The 17,278-nt window shown below is 65.0% G+C and carries 12 protein-coding genes; all 12 read right to left on the reverse strand.

The annotated features are described in order from the left end of the window. The 12 genes from D3260_RS04070 to pilM all read right to left on the reverse strand — a co-directional run bounded on the left by D3260_RS04070 (position 1) and on the right by pilM (position 17,272). Positions 1-1,521, reverse strand: coding sequence for an efflux transporter outer membrane subunit (locus D3260_RS04070; RefSeq protein WP_120097299.1), 1,521 nt, complete (start codon positions 1,519-1,521; stop codon positions 1-3). 187 nt (positions 1,522-1,708) lie between these two features. Continuing rightward, entirely contained in the window at positions 1,709-3,115 is a 1,407-nt protein-coding gene (locus D3260_RS04075; RefSeq protein WP_120097300.1) for an FAD-dependent oxidoreductase, read from the reverse strand. A 79-nt stretch (positions 3,116-3,194) separates the two neighbouring features. Further along, positions 3,195-7,655 (reverse strand): glutamate synthase large subunit, encoded by a 4,461-nt coding sequence (gltB, locus tag D3260_RS04080; protein WP_120097301.1) that lies wholly within the window; start codon positions 7,653-7,655, stop codon positions 3,195-3,197. A 239-nt stretch (positions 7,656-7,894) separates the two neighbouring features. Then, positions 7,895-8,992 (reverse strand): 3-dehydroquinate synthase, encoded by a 1,098-nt coding sequence (gene aroB, locus D3260_RS04085; protein ID WP_120097302.1) that lies wholly within the window; start codon positions 8,990-8,992, stop codon positions 7,895-7,897. Next, positions 8,982-9,572 carry an RDD family protein gene (locus D3260_RS04090; RefSeq protein WP_120097303.1) on the reverse strand — a complete coding sequence of 197 codons (591 nt, stop codon included), beginning with the start codon at positions 9,570-9,572 and terminating at the stop codon, positions 8,982-8,984. Before D3260_RS04090 ends, aroB begins: the two co-directional genes overlap by 11 nt. After that, complete coding sequence (gene aroK, locus D3260_RS04095) at positions 9,572-10,102, reverse strand: shikimate kinase AroK (RefSeq protein WP_120097304.1); 531 nt, start codon at positions 10,100-10,102, stop codon at positions 9,572-9,574. The genes D3260_RS04090 and aroK overlap by 1 nt, the downstream gene beginning before the upstream one ends. Before the next feature lie 271 nt (positions 10,103-10,373). Further along, a complete protein-coding gene (locus tag D3260_RS04100; RefSeq protein ID WP_120097305.1) occupies positions 10,374-12,065 on the reverse strand; it encodes an Ig-like domain-containing protein in 1,692 nt (563 codons plus the stop codon). 60 nt (positions 12,066-12,125) lie between these two features. Next, positions 12,126-14,366 (reverse strand): type IV pilus secretin family protein, encoded by a 2,241-nt coding sequence (pilQ, locus tag D3260_RS04105; protein ID WP_158583387.1) that lies wholly within the window; start codon positions 14,364-14,366, stop codon positions 12,126-12,128. Between the two features lie 8 nt (positions 14,367-14,374). Beyond that, positions 14,375-14,905, reverse strand: a complete 531-nt coding sequence (locus tag D3260_RS04110; protein ID WP_120097307.1) for a pilus assembly protein PilP — start codon at positions 14,903-14,905, stop codon at positions 14,375-14,377. Then, positions 14,902-15,582 carry a type 4a pilus biogenesis protein PilO gene (locus D3260_RS04115; RefSeq protein WP_120097308.1) on the reverse strand — a complete coding sequence of 227 codons (681 nt, stop codon included), beginning with the start codon at positions 15,580-15,582 and terminating at the stop codon, positions 14,902-14,904. The genes D3260_RS04110 and D3260_RS04115 overlap by 4 nt, the downstream gene beginning before the upstream one ends. Then, positions 15,579-16,181 (reverse strand): PilN domain-containing protein, encoded by a 603-nt coding sequence (locus tag D3260_RS04120; protein ID WP_120097309.1) that lies wholly within the window; start codon positions 16,179-16,181, stop codon positions 15,579-15,581. Before D3260_RS04120 ends, D3260_RS04115 begins: the two co-directional genes overlap by 4 nt. Further along, a complete protein-coding gene (gene pilM, locus D3260_RS04125; protein WP_120097310.1) occupies positions 16,178-17,272 on the reverse strand; it encodes a type IV pilus assembly protein PilM in 1,095 nt (364 codons plus the stop codon). Before pilM ends, D3260_RS04120 begins: the two co-directional genes overlap by 4 nt. Between the last annotated feature and the right edge of the window lie 6 nt (positions 17,273-17,278).

Here is a 17,278-nt window from a genome sequence, read left to right on the forward strand (position 1 = left end):
TTACAGCGCGGGCATCTGCGCGGTGTCGATATCGTCCTCGTCCCAGCCGCCGCCCAGCGCCTGGTACAGGCTGACCGCTGCGTTCAGACGGGCCTGGCGGGTCTGGGCCAGTGTATCGCGCGCGGAGAACAGCGTCTGTTCGGTGTCCAGGACGGTCGTGACATCGGTGATGCCCTCGCGCAGGCGTGCGCGGGAGATATCAAGCGCACGCTGGGCCAGCGCGACCGCATGGGCCTGACGTTTTTCCTGTTCCGTCGTCTGGCGGACATCGGTCAGCGCGTTGTCCACGTCCTCGAAGGCATTGATAACCGTGCTCTGGTAGTCGGCGAGCAGTTCGGCATAGCGAGCCCGGCTGACGGCCAGCTGCCCGCGCAGCGCGCCGCCCTGGAAAATGGGCTGCGTGATGTTGCCGGCCAGGGAATAGAATTCGTTGACCGGATCGAACAAGCCGCCGAGCAGGGCATTCTGCCAGCCGCCCTGAGCGGTCAGGTCGAAGCTCGGAAACAGGGCGGCCTTGGCCGAGGAGACATCGTAGCGGGCGCCGGCGAGCTGGGCGCGGGCCTGGGCGATGTCCGGACGACGCGTCAGCAGTGTGGCCGGCAATCCGGCCGCGATCGTCGGGACCGTCAGCGCGGACGGATCGGCGATCCGGATATTCAGCGCGGCCGGCGGCTGGCCGAGCAGTACCGCCAGGGCATTGATGTTCTGCTGCAGCTGCTGGCGCAACGGCGGAATCGCGGCCTGCTGGTTGGCGACCTGGGTTTCCTGCTGCGCGACGTCCAGCGCATTGGCAATGCCGACCTGCAGCTGGGCCTGCAGCGCCTTGAGCAGATCGCGTGCGGTGGCGAGATTGTCCTGCGCGATCTTCAGACGATCCTGCGTGGCGACGATCGTGAAGTAGGTCGAGGCCACGCTGGCCTCGGTGCTCAACGCGACCGTGGCGGCATCATAACGGCTGGCCAGCGCTGCCTGTTTCGCCGATTTCAGATTGCTCAGGTTCTGGCCCCAGAAATCCAGCTCATAGCTGGCACTCAGGGTGGCCTGGTAATTGTTGCTGGCGGTCGAACCACCGGAGCCGAGCGTCGTGGTAGTGGTACCGCCGTTGCCGTTGGGCAGGGAGATCGAGTTCGATCGATCGGAACCGGCCTGATAGTTGCGGGATGCCGTGCCCTGCGCGTTGAGGCTCGGCAGCAGCGAGGCACCGGAGACCCGGATCTGGGCATCGGCCTGGGCCACACGGGCGGCGGCGGCCGCGATGTCGTAATTGGCGCGTCTGGCCTGTCCCATCAGCCGATCGAGCTCCGGCGAATCGAAGTTCTGCCACCATGTGGCCGAGGGCCACACGCTGGGTTGATCATCGCCGGCACGATACTGATCCGGTGCCACGGCATCGGGCGGTGGCACGTTGGCCGGCAGCACGCAGCCGGCCAGTAGCGCCGGAATCGCGATGGCGAGTCCGAGTGGCCGCAGTCGTGCTGCATGTCGACGCAGTGCGTTGTCAACTGGAATGAGGCGGATCATGATGTCCAGTGTGACAACCCTCGTGCGTCGCGCATACGTGTCGGCTCGGAGGACATACCCGCCGACGCCATGAATACCATGTGTTCGCCATGCATGAATAACGCCGATTCAGATGACATGACAGGCGTGGTACGAAAAAGGCCCGCACAAGCGAGCCTTTGTCGTACGTGCCGGTGACCCGCTCGGATCACACTTCCAGATAGTCGAGGATACCCTTGGCGGCCTCGCGGCCCTCGAACACGGCTGTCACCACCAGGTCCGAACCACGCACCATATCGCCGCCGGCGAAGATCTTCGGGTTGGTGGTCTGGTGCTTGAAACGTCCCTTTTCGGGCGCGACCACGCGGCCGCCGTCATCACAGTCGATATCGTGTGTCTCGAACCAGTCCTGTGGATTGGGACGGAACCCGAAGGCGATGATCACGCGGTCGGCCGGGATGACCTCCTCGGTGCCGGGTACCGGCTCGGGGCGCTGTCGGCCGCGCTCGTCCGGCTCGCCCAGCTTGGTCGTGACCATCTTGATGCCCTCGACCTTGGTATCGCCGACGATCTCGACCGGTTGACGGTTGAACAGGAAAGTCACGCCTTCTTCCTTGGCGTTCTCGAACTCCCGTGTCGACCCGGGCATGTTGTCTTCGTCGCGCCGATAGGCACAGATGACTTCCTTGGCGCCCTGACGGATCGAGGTGCGATTGCAGTCCATCGCGGTGTCGCCACCGCCGAGCACGACGACGCGCTGTCCTTTCATGTCCAGGAAGGGATGCTCGCCGCGGACACCGATCTCGCGATTGATGTTGCCGACGAGAAACGGCAGTGCTTCGTGCACGCCTTCGAGGTCTTCGCCCGGGAAGCCGCCCTTCATGTAGGTGTAGGTGCCCATGCCCATGAACACGGCATCGTATTCTTCCATGAGCTGCTCGATGGAGACATCGCGACCGATCTCGCAGCCGAGCCGGAATTCCACACCCATGCCTTCCATGACCTGACGACGGGTCTCGATCACGTCCTTTTCGAGCTTGAACGGTGGGATGCCGAAGGTCAGCAGGCCGCCGATGCGCGGATACTTGTCGTAGACCACCGCTTTCACGCCGCCGCGCACGAGGATATCGGCCGCGCCGAGCCCGGCCGGTCCGGCGCCGATGACGGCAACCTTCCTGTCGGTCCAGACGACATCCGAGACGTCCGGGCGCCAGCCCTGCTTGAAGGCTTCGTCGGTGATGTATTTCTCGACCGAGCCGATCGTGATCGCGCCAAGGCCGTCGTTCATCGTGCAGGCGCCCTCGCACAGACGATCCTGCGGGCAGATACGGCCACAGATCTCGGGCAGGGTGTTGGTCTGGTGAGACAGTTCCGCTGCCTCGAACAGATTGCCCTCGTTGACCATCTTCAGCCAGTTCGGAATGTAGTTGTGTACCGGGCACTTCCATTCGCAGTACGGATTGCCGCAGGAGATGCAGCGCCCGGCCTGCGACGCCGCGGTCTCCTTGTCGAACTGACCGTAGATCTCGGCGAACTCGTGAATGCGCACCGGTACGGCCACCTTGGCCGGATCCTGGCGTGGCACGTCGAGAAACTGGAGATTGTTCTTTGCCATCGAAAAACCTTGTCGCGAAGCGAGAGACGGGCCGATCGACTCCCGTCGAGCGGCCCGTGAATAGCGGCAGACGCCGGCGTCAGGCGGCGCGCGTGAGCGTATCGATCACGGTTTCCACCGATTCCGCCTTGGGCTTGACGAGCCAGAACTGGCCGACATAACCGCGGAAGTCGTCCAGTATCTCGGCACCCCAGGCACTGCCGGTCGCCTCGACGTAAGCCTCGATCAGCTCGCGCAGATAGTTGCGGTGGGCTTCCATGGTTTCGGAGACGACGCGATGGATATCGATCAACTCGTGGTTGTAGCGATCGACGAATTCGCGTTTCTCGTCAAGCACATAGGCCGCGCCGCCGGTCATGCCGGCGCCGAAGTTGATGCCGGTGCCGCCGAGCACGACCACGCAGCCGCCGGTCATGTATTCACAGCCGTGATCGCCGATGCCCTCGACAACGGCGGTCGCCCCGGAGTTGCGCACGCCGAAGCGTTCGCCGGCCTGACCGGCGGCATAGAGCGTGCCGCCGGTCGCACCGTACAGGCAGGTATTGCCGATGATCGCGGCCTCGCGGGCGATGAAGCCCGACGTCTCGGGCGGCCGGATCACGATACGGCCGCCGGCCATGCCCTTGCCGACGTAGTCGTTGGCATCGCCTTCCAGCTCGAGATGCAGGCCGCCCGCGTTCCAGACGCCGAAGCTCTGGCCGGCCGTGCCGGTCAGCTTGAGCGTGATCGGCGCATCGGCCATGCCGGTGTTGGCATGGCGGGTCGCGATCTCGCCGGAAATACGCGCACCGATCGAACGATCACTGTTGTGGACACGGTATTCGAACGTGCCGCCGCTGCGATTCTCGATCGCCGGCAGTACGTCTTCGACCATGCGTTCGGCCAGCTCGCCCTTGTCGAACGGCTCGTTGCGCGGCGAGACACAGAACATCGGATTGTCGTCGGCCAGGCCGCCCTTGGACAGGATCGGTTTCAGATCGAGGCCCTGCTGCTTGGGCGTATCGCCCGGCAGGATCTCCAGCAGATCGGTCCGCCCGATCAGATCCTCGAGACGCTTGATGCCGATCGAGGCCATGATCTCGCGTGTGTCCTGGGCAATGAACTTGAAGAAGTTCTGCACCATCTCGGGCAGCCCGATGAAGTAGCGATCACGCAGGATCTCGTTCTGCGTGGCCACGCCCGTCGCGCAGTTGTTCAGGTGACAGACCCGCAGATACTTGCAGCCGAGCGCGACCATCGGGCCGGTGCCGAAGCCGAAGGATTCCGCGCCGAGGATAGCGGCCTTGATCACATCCAGACCGGTCTTCAGACCGCCGTCGGTCTGTACACGGACTTTTTCGCGCAGATCGTTGGCACGCAGTGTCTGGTGCGTCTCGGACAGGCCGAGCTCCCAGGGCGTGCCGGCATGGCGTACCGAGGTCAGCGGCGAGGCGCCGGTGCCGCCGTCGTAGCCGGAGATGGTGATCAGGTCGGCATAGGCCTTGGCCACGCCGGCCGCGATCGTGCCCACGCCGGGCCCGGCCACGAGCTTGACCGAGACCAGCGCCTTGGGATTGACCTGTTTCAGATCGAAGATGAGCTGCGCCAGATCCTCGATCGAATAGATATCGTGGTGCGGCGGCGGCGAGATGAGTGCGACGCCCTGCTTGGCACAGCGCAGATAGGCGATCATCTCGTTGACCTTGTGCCCGGGCAACTGACCGCCTTCCCCGGGCTTGGCGCCCTGGGCGATCTTGATCTGCAACACCTCGGCGTTGACCAGATAATGCGGTGTGACGCCGAATCGGCCGGAGGCGACCTGCTTGATCTTCGACATCTTGTCGGTGCCGAAGCGCTCGGGGTCCTCGCCGCCTTCGCCGGAATTGGAACGTCCGCCCATGCGGTTCATGCCCTGGGCCATGGCTTCGTGGGCCTCGGGCGACAGGGCGCCGAGACTCATGCCGGCCGAGTCGAAGCGGGGCGTGATGTCCTCGATCGATTCGACTTCGGAGACCGGTACAGCGGTCAGATCGTCGCGCAGCGCCAGCAGGTCGCGCAGCACCGCGACCGGGCGGCCCTGAACGATGTCCGCGTACTCCTTGTACTTGGCGTACGCCCCCGAGGAGACCGCGTCGTGAAGTGTGGCGATCACGTCCGGGTTGTAGCAGTGATACTCCTGCCCGTAGACGAACTTGAGCAGACCGCCCTGATCGATCGCAATGCGCTGGTTCCAGGCGTTATCGGCCAGCTTGGCCGTATCGGCCTGCAGATGAGCGAAACCGGCACCGGCGATGCGCGAGACCGTGCCGGTAAAGCACAGATCGACCACATCGTCGGCCAGACCGACAATCTCGAACAGCTGGGCACCGCGGTAGCTGGCCACTGTCGAAATGCCCATCTTGGACATGATCTTGTACAGGCCCTTGTTGATGCCCTTGCGATAGGCCGCACACAGCTCGTCGGCGCTTTTCTCCTTGATCTGGCCGACCGTGATCAGGTCGTTGAGACACTCATAGGCCAGATACGGATGGATCGCCGTGGCACCGTAACCGAGCAGACAGGCGAACTGATGCGGGTCGCGCACGCTGGCCGTATCGATGATCAGATTGGCGTCACAGCGCAGATTCTCCCGCGTCAGCCGATGATGCACCGCGCCGGTGGCCAGCAGGGCCTGGATCGGCAGCTGACCCCGCTCCACGTGACGGTCGCTGAGCACGATGATGGTCTTGCCGTCACGCACGGCCGCGACCACGTCGTCGCACAGCGTCTCGATCGCCTCGCGCAGATCACCGTTGGCGGGATAGGTCAGATCGAAGGCGACATCGCGGTAGTCCGGGTCTTCCAGTGCCAGCAGCCGACGGAACTTGCCCGTGGACAGCACCGGTGAATCGACGACCAGTCGCTTGGCGCGGGCCTCGGTCTCGTCAAAGACGTTGCACTCGCGGCCGAAGCAGGTCTCCAGGCTCATCACGATGCGCTCGCGCAAGCTGTCGATCGGCGGGTTGGTGACCTGCGCGAACTGCTGACGGAAATAGTCGTAGACGACCCGGTCGACCCGCGAGAGCACGGGGAAGGGCGTGTCGTCGCCCATCGAGCCGGTCGCCTCCTGGCCGGCCTCGGCCAGCGGCCGCAGGACCTGATCGCGCTCCTCGAACGTCACGTGGAAGAGTTTTTCCAGTGACTTCAGACGGCTGCGCTCCATCCACGCTTCATCGCGCGTATCAGCCAGCCGGGATTCGAGGAATTGGGCGTTCTTCTTGAGCCACTGCTTGTATGGCTTGCGCTTGGCCAGGCGGGCATCGATATCCCGCGGGTGCAGCAGCTCGCCGTTGTCGGTGTCCACGGCGAGCATGTCGCCGGGCTTCAAGCGTCCCTTGGCGACCACGTCGGCCGGATCGTAATCCCAGACGCCGATTTCCGAGGCCAGGGTGATGTGCCGGTCCTTGGTGATCACATAGCGTGCCGGGCGCAGACCGTTGCGATCCATGCAGCAGGCAGCATAGCGCCCGTCGGTGAGCACGATGCCGGCCGGGCCGTCCCACGGTTCCATGTGCATGGAGTTGTATTCGTAGAAGGCCCGCATGTCGGCCGACATGTAATCGACGTTCTGCCAGGCCGGCGGCATCAGCAGCCGCATGGCATAGAAGATGTCCAGTCCGCCGGCGAGCAGGATCTCGAGCATGTTGTCGAGGCTGCAGGAGTCCGAGCCCTGGCGCGAGACCAGCGGCAGGATCGAGGCCATGTCCTCTGGCAGTTTGTCGGAGGCGAACTTGGTCGCGCGTGCGGTCGACCAGTTGCGGTTGCCGGTGATGGTGTTGATCTCGCCGTTGTGGGCAAGATAACGAAACGGTTGCGCCAGACGCCACTGCGGCAACGTGTTCGTGGAGAAACGCTGGTGGAAGACGCACAGTGCGGTTTCCAGGCGCTCATCTGCCAGGTCGCGGTAGAAGACCGGCAGATAGCTCGGCATCACCATGCCCTTGAATGCCAGCACCTTGGCCGACAGGGAGGGCACATAGAAGACCGCGTCATCGACGAGCGCGTTCTCGGCGCGACGCCGGGCGAAGACCAGCTTGGCCTCGAACAGAGCCGATTCGATGTCGTCATCGGCGTTGACGAAGATCTGCTCGAAGTGCGGCAGCGTCTCCATGGCCTCGGCACCGCAGGCCGATTCGGCGTCGATCGGCACCTCGCGCCAGCCGGCGACGGTCAGGCCTTCGGCTTCCAGCGCCTGGCCCAGTTCGCGCTTGGCCGCCTCGGCGGCCTCGGGCTCGCGCGACAGGAACACGATGCCGCTGGCGTACTGGCTGGCAAGCGTGATGTTCACTTCCGCAGCGATCGTGCGCAGGAACGCATCCGGTTTCTTCATCAGAATGCCGCAGCCGTCGCCGGTCTTGCCGTCGGCGGCCACTGCACCACGGTGGGTCAGGCGTTCGAGCGCGCCGATCGCGGTATCGACGAGCCAATGGCTCGGCGCGTCGTCCATGTTCGCGATCAGGCCGAAGCCGCAGGCGTCCTTCTCGAACTCCGGTGAATAGAGTCCGCCGTCGAGTTTATGCATAAATCTAGTCCCCTGGCTGGGCGGGGCCGTCGCAGTGCGCGCCGCGGGCCCGATACATCGATACGATGCCGGGCGGCACACGGTTTCGGCGACGACACGGGCGCATGATCGCGCCCACGCGGCTGTCGCGCGTCATTTCAATATAAAAGGCCGGCAATCGACAATCAATCGCTGCCGCTCACAGGCGACCCGCATCTGACGACGTGACGGGGCGCCCGGCCGTCGCGTCGCAAGGGCGGTCAATCGGCCAGATAGCGTTGCAGCGTGGCGTGCAACGCGTCGTCGCAGTCGCTTTCCAGTACAGCCTGCCCGATATCGGACAACAGCACGAGCCGCAGCGCCCCGGCGCTGACTTTCTTGTCGCGTCGCATCAGCGCGAGGATGCGGGTGCCGGAGAGCGTGTCCGGCGGCGCGATCGGCAGGCCGGCGGCGGCGAGAAGCCGTTCGATTCGTGCCACCTGGTCGGACGATAGCCATCCGAGGCGCGCCGAAGTGTCTGCGGCCATGCACATGCCGGCGGCCACGGCTTCGCCGTGCAGCCAGGCGCCGTAGCCCAGTTCGGCTTCGAGCGCGTGGCCGAAGGTGTGCCCCAGATTGAGCAGCGCGCGCTCGCCGGCCTCGCGTTCGTCGGCGACCACGACGTCTGCCTTGTTGGCACAGGACCGACGGATGAGCTCGGTCAGCGGGCCGGCTTCGCGCGCCATGATCGCGTCCATGTGGGTTTCCAGCCAGTCGAAGAACGCGGCGTCGCGGATCAGGCCGTATTTGATGACTTCGGCCATGCCGGCCGAGAACTCGCGCGCCGGCAGGGTGTCCAGCGTGTCGAGATCGGCCAGCACGCGGCGCGGCTGATGAAAGGCGCCGATCATGTTCTTGCCGAGTGGATGATTGACGCCGGTCTTGCCGCCGACGGAGGAGTCGACCTGGGCGAGCAGGGTGGTCGGGACCTGAATGAAATCAATGCCACGCTGGTAGACGGCTGCGGCGAAGCCGACCAGGTCGCCGATCACCCCGCCCCCCAGGGCGACGAGGCACGCATCGCGACCGTACCCGCCTTCGAGCAGGCGAGTGCAGATGACATCCAGGGTGGCCAGCGTCTTGGTGGCCTCGCCGTCGGGCAGGATCAGCGTATCGACCTCGTAGGCACTCGACAGGGCGGCCTCGACCCTGGCCCGGAACAGCGGAGCGATGGTCTCGTTGGTGACCACCAGGACGCGGCGCCCGTGAATCGCCCCCGCATAGGCCGATGCAGCGCCGCTGAGGCCGGGGCCGATATGGATAGCGTATCGACGTGTGTCGAGCGCGACTTCGAGGGTGGCGTTCTGTTCAGGGGTCATCGTTCCAGTGCTTGTGCTCATGCCCGGCGTGTGTCGTGGTGTTGGTCGCTGCCGCGCGCCGGTGTGCCGTTCGGATCACCACCGTACGGGCGATTTCGTCGTGCCAGCCCTGTTTGCGTCCATCGATGCCGAGCCAGGCCAGCCCGAGATCGAAGGGCAGGGTCGCTGCATGGTAGCCGATATAACGCAAGATGAGCTGGCGCGTGGTCGGGGCCTCGCCGGTCGGGGCGTCGACGATGCGAGCGTGGATTGCCATCTTGCCTGGCGTGCCGTCGCGGGTGCGCCAGAACCGCACGATCACGATGGCCGGCAGTATCCAGTACACGAGGGTATGCAGCGGTGTCGGCCAAAGCAGGCCGAGAGCGCTCGGCGTATCCGGGTTGATGTGGCCGTCGGGCGAGATCAGATCGCCGGGATGGACCGACGGCCCGCGGGCCGTCGGCAACAGCCAGCCGAGGATTGGAAAGACGACGATCAGGAAGAGCGCCGAATCGATGAGCGCGGCCCACACGCGGATCCGTAATCCGGCATGGGCCGACGCCTTGGGAGTGGTGTGGGCCGGCGGGTGTCGTTCGGCCATCAGGCCGTGCCGATCGCCTCCAGCTGCTCGACGATCTCGCGGGCGAGCTTGCGCGCCTGCTGATCGCCGGTCGCGACCACGACGTCGGCGATCGATCGATAGAGCGGGTCGCGCACTTCCATGAGCTGGGTCAGCGTGGTCTCGAGATCGTCACTGCCCGACAGCAGTGGCCGATCCGTCGACTTGCGGGTTCGCGCCAGCTGCTGCTCGAGCGTCGTTTCCAGATAAACGACCACGCCGCGCGCCGAGAGCAGATCCCGGGTGCCGGCTTCCAGAACCGCGCCCCCGCCGGTCGCCATGACCGTGTTGGGCAGTTCCGAGAGTTCGGCAATCATCTCGCGTTCGCGTTTGCGAAAACCGTCTTCGCCTTCCATGTCGAAGATGAAGGAAATGTCCACGCCGGTACGCTTTTCGACCTCCTGATCGGAGTCGACGAAATTCATACCCTTGAGCTCGGCGATGCGCCGACCCACGGTGGTTTTGCCGGCGCCCATGGGGCCGACCAGATAGATATTCGGGTTAGATGCCATGTACGTAATTGGAACGAGTGGTAGACATTGAACCGATCGCCGCGCGACGAGGCGAGCAGCGATCAAACCCATGCAGTGTAACGCAGTCCGCCCGACAAGACTTATCGGGTCCGATGAAGGCGTGTGTGGCTGGCACGGTTTCGACCTTGAGCGCGCCAGCGCGGATATGCCGTCACATACCGGCCCATGCGCCTGGATGTGACGACGATGGGCCGGTATACGGGCATGACCGGTTGCCCGGATGCCGGCCATGCCCTAACGGTTGCCGTGGCTAGTCCTGGCTTTGGACGACGCGGGCCGTATCGCGCGAGATCACGTCGTTCGGCGTGGTCACGGTCACGCGTAGGATGCCGCGGCCGGCTTCGCTGCCCGGTTCGATCCGGAACTCGGCCTCATATGGGCCGGCGCTATTGTCGATCGGTACCGCGTAAGAACTCGGGCCTTCGATACGCCCCTGCGATGTCGTGGCGGCGATCGTTGTACCGCTCGGCGGTTTCTGCCCATTGGCATCGGCCACCGACACCGTGATGGTGCGCGCACTGCTGCCGAGATTGATCGTATCCGGCAGATCGATCGATAGACTCGAGCCGGACAAGACAACGACGACCTGGCCACGCACGTTGATCGTGTCGGAGGCGCCGCATTGGTTGCCGGCGTCGCAGAGCAGGCCATTGAAGGTGTCCGAGGCCGCGTTGTAGTTGCCGTCGTCGTTGAAGTCGGCGTAGGGCTCGTCGGCATCGCGGCGGCCGTTTTCGTTGCGGTCCAGATAGGCCTCGGGCAGATCGTCGTAGGCCTCGCCGGCATCGAAACGCCCGTTCGACGGGGCGCTGTCGGTGAAACTCTCCTCACCGATCGCGGTGGCCAGGATGGTCACGCGGCCGTTGCCCGGGCGCGGATTCTGGCTGACGAAATCCACACTGCAGGCGCCGTCCGTGGTCTGGCAACTACCTGGAATGGCGCCTCCTTCGGTCGTGAAGTTGATCGTCGTGCCGTCGGGCACCGGATTATTGAAACGGTCGGCCGCGCGCACGGTGATGGCCGTTGTCACGCCATCGCGATTGAAGCCTTCGATATTGGTCGAGGCCGCGCTGATCGAGAAGCTGTCCTGGTCGGCGATGCCGGTGGTCACCGCCAGAGTGCGCGATTGCGCCGAAAGGGTTCGGCCGTCCGCGCCGGTGCTGGTCGCTCCGATCTGAACCGAGGCAGCCTGAGTGCCTGCCGTGACCGTGGTCGAAGCCAGGCCGTCGGCGTTGGTACGCATGCGCTCCGGCGCGATCGACAGGCCGCCGACGGTGGTGTCCGGCGAGAAGGTCACCATCTGACCGGGCACCGGATCGCCGCCGGCGTCGGTGAGCCGGAATGTCACCTGCGACTGCGGTTGCAGAACGCCGGTGCCCTGGATGCCGATCTGGGCCTGCGAGGTGGCAGTGAACGACAGCGCGGCGGCTGTTGTGGCCTGCGGGCGCAGGGTGACATTGGCCGTGAGCGTCTGGTCGTTGATGCTCGTACGCGCAGTGACGGTGTCGTTGGTATCGCAGCCGAGCGGCGTATAGGTGGTCGTGATCTGGCCGTCATCGGGCGTGGTCACACTCGGGTCGATGTTGGCGCGCCCGTCCCGGGCACAGGCGGAGGTGAAAAACACCTCGCTGTCGTTATCGAGCACGTTGCCGTCGCGATCGACCAGGCGTAGCGACAGAGTCGTGGCCTGGTTCGAACGCGGTGTCTCGTTGCTCGTGACGATGCGCCCCGCCGTGAAGCGGCCCTGATCATCGAAACTGCCAAGCTGCGGGTTCGATGTGCTCGGCGTATCGTCGCCCCCGTTGTTGTCCGAGCCGCCGCCGTTGTTGTTGCCGGCATTATCGTTCGAGCCGTTGTCGTCATCGCTCGTGTCATTGCCAGACGTGCAGCCGCCCAGGGCGACAGCGAGCATCAACGCCGCGCACATGAATTGTCGTTTGGTCATGGTTCCCCCTGTTGTCGAATGCCCGGCCGGATCGCATGCCCCCTGATCCGGCCGGTCCGATCATGGTCCGCCGGTCGTGAAGTTGGTATCGAGAATGCGCGGTGTGACGAAGATCAGCAGCTCGCGCTTCTGTCGCTCGAGGCTCTGGCTGCGGAACAGCGCGCCCAGCAACGGAATCTTGCGCAAGAACGGCACGCCGCCGGTCTGGTTGGTGTTGTTCTGTTCGTAGATGCCGCCCAGTACGACGGTATCGCCGTTATTGACCAGAACCTGCGTGTTCAGGCTGCGCGTGTCGATCGAGGGGACGGAGCCGCCGTTGGATGTCGGCACGAACTCGCCAACCGAGTCCTGGGTGACGTTGAGATTCATGATCACTTTCTTGTCGGGCGTTATCTTGGGGGTCACGTTGAGCCCGAGCACCGCTTTCTTGAACTCGACCGATGTGCCCGACAGGCTGCCCGACGAGCCGGACTGATACGGGATCTCGCGGCCCTGCTCGATATTGGCCTCGCGTCCGTCGGTGGTGATCACGCGCGGCGAAGAGATGATCTCGCCGTTGTTCTCCGACTCCATTGCCGAGAGTTCGAGATTGAGGCTGAACGTGTCCGTGATGATCGAACTCGACAGCACGCTGGTCGCGTTGGTTGCCGGCAGGGCGACCGAATAGCCGCCGTTGTTCGCATCGTAGGCGCTGCCGATGTCGCCGCCGTTCTGTGCCGCGAGGGCATTGTTCAAGCGCGAACTGTCCACGCCGGTCTGCGAGACACCGAGATTGCGGGTGAAATCTCGGTTGGCGATCACGATGCGGGACTCGATGAGCACCTGACGTACCGGCACATCGAGCCGATCGATCAGCGAGCGGATCTGGTCGAGCTTTTCGGCCGTGTCGGTGACCAGCAGGCTGTTCGTGCGCGAATCCACAGTGACATGGCCGCGCGGCGAGAGCAGGGAGTGCTCGTCGAAGTCGCTGTTGACGGTCGCCGAACTGGTGCGCTGAGCACGCGTGCTGGTGTTATTGCTGCCCAGTGCGCGCGACAGGGCATCGCCGCTGACCGAATAGGCCGGTGATGTGTTGCCGCTCGCGGGCGCGGCGGTGAAGCTGCGACTGGTCGTTACCGAGTTCGACTGCAGGATGTTGGCCATGTCGGCTGCATCTGCATAGTTGATCTGGATGATCTCGGACTGCAGCGGGGCGAGCTGGTTGGTGGCCTGACGGGCTTCGGCCTTGGCTTTCTCGCGCGCTGCGATATCGGCCAGTGGTGCAACAGTGATCACGTTGTCGTTGCGCTGCATGCCCAGGCCTCTGGCATCGAGGATGATGTCCAGCGCCTGGTCCCAGGGCACATCGTCGAGCTGAAGCGCGATCGTGCCGGAGACGTTATCGGCGACGACCATGTTCACGTTGGCCACATCGGCGATGATCTGAAGCACCGAGCGCACATCGACATTCTGGAACGACAGCGAGATCTTCTTGCCGTTGTATTCGGGGTGCTCGGCGGCCTGACGTCGCTGCTCGGCCGCGCTGATCGGCTGCAGCTCGATGATCATCCGGTTGCCGGTCTGATAGGCCAGGCGCTGGAAATTCGCATCGGCCTCGGGGGTGATCACCAGTCGCGTGCCGTCGCCGCGCGCCATGGCATCGATCGTCTCGACGGGTGTCTTGAAGTCGGTCACGTCCAGGCGCCGGGCGAGCCGGTTCGGCAATTGGATGCCGGGTAGGGTGGCCACGACCTTGTTGCCCTGGCGTTCGACATCGATCGGCGCCTGATCGCCGTTGAGCGTGATCTCGATTCGCCCGGCATCCTGATCACCACGTCGGAAATCGATGTTCTGGATCGCCGTCGCGTTGCCGCCGGCCGTGGCCGTGCCGGCACTCGCGGCCGGGCGCGTGGTGGTGCGATCGCGGGTGGTCTCGTCGCCGCTGCCGAAGCTGACGATCAGAGCGTCGCCGTCACGGGTGATCCGATAGTCAACCAGCCGTGTGAGCTGAACCACCACGCGCGTGCGGCCGTCCGCCGAGGCCGTGTTGACGGCCTGGACCGGCCCCTGGGCGATCGTGCGATAGCGTTTGGACAGCGCCAGCGTGGTGTTGGGCAGATCGATCGACAGGCGGGCCGGGTCGTCGATCGTGAATACCCGGGGATCGGGCGCCGGCCCGTCGAGCGTCAGACGCAGGGCGACCTGCTGGCCCGGGCCGCTGAGTGGCTCGATCGCGGTCAGCTGGCGTGGGGCGGCGGTGGCGGCTGCGCAGGCGAGGATCGACAGCAGCGCGATGAACAGCAGGCAGTGAGTGCGGAGCATGGGGGCTCTCATGGCGTTGAGTCGTTGGGCGGCGTCAGCTGGGCATGGCGCTTGATGTAACCGCCGTTGCCGTCGGCAACGATTTCGGTCAGCGCCACGCCACGCCGGTCGATATGATTGATCTGGCCGTAGTTGCGTCCGATGTGGGTGCCCGGCCCGACCCGATGCACGACGCCGTCCGGCGCCTGGATAAGCGCGTAGGTCGTGCCGTTGACGGCGATCGTGCCGACCAGCGACAGCGCATCGAGCGGGAACTGCTCGAGCGGATCCAGCGGCCGGTCCAGGTCGGGATGGATCTGGCTGCTGCGGGTCTGGCGTACGGGCTCGGGGGGGGCGAACGGTGAACGTCGCCCGGCCGGGACGTAGGTATAGGGCTTGTATTCGACGATATCGGGCATCGGGTCGAGCGGGGGCGATTTCCGGGCCTTGATACGCGCGACGTATGTTTCGAGATCGGTGTGATTGCTATCGCCGCAGCCGGCGAGTGCACCGATCACAGTGGCGATCAGACAGGCACGCGACAGCGCGGCTGCGCTCATCGTCGGGTTCCGGTTTGGGTCTTGCTGGCGGTCCCGCGCGTCGTCTTGGCCTGACTCCGGCCGTCCAGATAACGATAGGTCGTTGCGGTCAGGCTCATGCGCAACGGATTGCTGTCCGGCTGCGTTGTATTGCCCGGGCGGGTGCCGACCGGTTCGATCTTGACGTCGTCGATCGTCACGATCCGCGGCAGGGCCGCGACGTCGGAGACGAAGCGCCCGAACTGATGGAAATCGCCGGTCACGACCAGGTCGTTGGGCAGCTCGGCGTAGAAGTCACGGCTGACTTCCGGTTCCGGCTTGAATAGTTGCTCGTCGAGCCCGTTGGCCGAGCGGGCCTGAGAGATGTCGCGCAAGAGGCTGGGAACTTCGGTCTGGCTCGGCAACTGGGCCAGCAGATTCCCGAAGGCCGCCTGCATTTGCGCAAGCTGGGCGCGATAGGCCTCGAGATTGGCGACCTCGGCCTGGCGCGCGCGAAACTGTTCGCGCAGGGTCTGTTCCTTCTGCACCGCGCTTTCCAGCTCGTCGCGCTTGGGCAGGACGAAATACCAGCCGGCGATCAGCATGATCACGAGCGAGACGATCGCGATCGACAAGCCGTAGGCCCAGGTCGGCCAGCTGCCGATGTTGTTCTGGTCGAGGCTGCGCAGCTCATCGATGTACTCGCGCAATGGCCTCATGGCGTGTCTCCGGTGACGGCATCCGAATCGGTGGCCGATGAGGCTGCCGGATTGCGACTGTCCACCCGCAGCGTGAAATCGGCCCGTGGCTGGGCCGTGCTGTCGTCCCGCGTGATCACGATCAGGCGCGGGTTGTCGAACCAGGGCGAGTCGTCGAGATTGGTCATGTACTGCGACACACGCGCGTTGGATTCGGCGATGCCGTTGAGCGTGGTCGTGTTGTCCTGCTGCGTCAGCCCGGTCAGGTACACGCCTTCGGGCATGGTGCCCGCCAGCGCATCGAAATAGTGGACGATCGATGAACGGGACTGCTGCAGCTCGCCGATGATCTGCATGCGGTTGACCAGCGCCTCGCGCGTTGCCTTGAGTTGCTTGATCTCGGTCAGTTTGCGATTGGCGCTATCGATCTGGGCCGTCAGGTAATCGTTGCGGCTCTGTTGCGATGCCAGCTGATGGCCGTAATAGACCACCGGCAGCACGCCGACGATCAGTGTGGTGGCGGCTGCGGCACCGATGAGCAGGGCGATGAAACGGCGCCGCTTGGCTTCGCGGGCCTCGGCACGCCAGTCCAGCAGATTGATACGAATCGCGCGATTCATGCGCTATGGACGCCGCGCAGGGCCAGACCGGCAGCCACCATCAGGGCCGGTGCCTCGGTCTCGACGTGGTTACGATAGGCCGGCGCGGTCGCCGGCATGCCGGCCAGCGGGTTGCCCAGCGTGGTCGACCACTCGAGCTGTTCGGCCAGCAGGGCCTCCAGTCCGGGATAACGTGCCACGCCGCCGGTGACCACGACGCGGGTGATGCGTTCGTGGCTCTCCGCGGACGCCGAGAGATAGAAATCCAGAGCCCGCTCGATGTGGGCAGCCAGTTCCTGCGCGAAGCCGGTGATCTCGGCAGCGATATCCTCGGCGCGCAGCTCGCCGACGCGCAGCTTGGCGTGCAGCTGGTCGATATCGTCCAGGCGATACTGGCGTACGAGTTCGCGTGCCACGTGCAGCCCGCCGAACGCGATGTTGCGTGCATAACGACTGCGCGGGCCCTGCTGGACGGTCAGGCGCGTATCCAGGGCGCCGACGTCGAAGACCGCCACACTCTCCCCGTCGGTGACCCCGTCATCGGCGGCCACGGGGGCCAGCAGGCTGCAGGCGTTCTGGAGCGCGTATTCCTCGACATCGACGATCCGGACCTTCAGGCCGGCCATCTCGAGGGCCGCCATGCGCAGTTCCACGGTCTCGCGCCGGCAGGCGACGAGCAGCACGCGGTTGTAATCGGGATCCTTCGGGTCGGGTTCGAGGATCTGGAAGTCGACGTGCACCTCGGCGATCGGATGCGACACATAGTGTTCGATATCCAGATGGATCTGTTGTTCGAGCTCCATATCGTCGAGCGCGGCCGGCATGAGGATCGTCTTGCTGATCACGTCCGGGCCGGAGACCGCGATGGCCGCCTGGCGCGTGCGGGTGCCGCTGTGCTCGAGGGCGGTGCGAATGCCGCGTGCCACCGGCTCCACGCTGTCGATGCTGAAATCCTGCGCTGCGTCGTTGTCCAGGGCCGCGCTGGCATAGGCGGCCACGCGCAGTCCGGCGCCCGCGCGCTCGAATTCGAGCAGCCTGATGCGGCGCGCGCTGATATCCACGCCGACCAGTGAAGGCGGCGGGCGGCGCAGCAATTCGGTGAGTCTCCCCATTCCATC

Source organism: Salinisphaera sp. Q1T1-3, from assembly GCF_003602005.1.
Lineage (GTDB): Bacteria > Pseudomonadota > Gammaproteobacteria > Nevskiales > Salinisphaeraceae > Salinisphaera.

Bases quoted from the DNA above. Each gene is read 5' to 3' on its own strand.
- D3260_RS04070 (WP_120097299.1), bottom strand. From the start codon at position 1,521: ATGATCCGCCTCATTCCAGTTGACAACGCACTGCGTCGACATGCAGCA.
- D3260_RS04075 (WP_120097300.1), bottom strand. From the start codon at position 3,115: ATGGCAAAGAACAATCTCCAGTTTCTCGACGTGCCACGCCAGGATCCG.
- gltB (WP_120097301.1), bottom strand. From the start codon at position 7,655: ATGCATAAACTCGACGGCGGACTCTATTCACCGGAGTTCGAGAAGGAC.
- aroB (WP_120097302.1), bottom strand. From the start codon at position 8,992: ATGACCCCTGAACAGAACGCCACCCTCGAAGTCGCGCTCGACACACGT.
- D3260_RS04090 (WP_120097303.1), bottom strand. From the start codon at position 9,572: ATGGCCGAACGACACCCGCCGGCCCACACCACTCCCAAGGCGTCGGCC.
- aroK (WP_120097304.1), bottom strand. From the start codon at position 10,102: ATGGCATCTAACCCGAATATCTATCTGGTCGGCCCCATGGGCGCCGGC.
- D3260_RS04100 (WP_120097305.1), bottom strand. From the start codon at position 12,065: ATGACCAAACGACAATTCATGTGCGCGGCGTTGATGCTCGCTGTCGCC.
- pilQ (WP_158583387.1), bottom strand. From the start codon at position 14,366: ATGCTCCGCACTCACTGCCTGCTGTTCATCGCGCTGCTGTCGATCCTC.
- D3260_RS04110 (WP_120097307.1), bottom strand. From the start codon at position 14,905: ATGAGCGCAGCCGCGCTGTCGCGTGCCTGTCTGATCGCCACTGTGATC.
- D3260_RS04115 (WP_120097308.1), bottom strand. From the start codon at position 15,582: ATGAGGCCATTGCGCGAGTACATCGATGAGCTGCGCAGCCTCGACCAG.
- D3260_RS04120 (WP_120097309.1), bottom strand. From the start codon at position 16,181: ATGAATCGCGCGATTCGTATCAATCTGCTGGACTGGCGTGCCGAGGCC.
- pilM (WP_120097310.1), bottom strand. From the start codon at position 17,272: ATGGGGAGACTCACCGAATTGCTGCGCCGCCCGCCGCCTTCACTGGTC.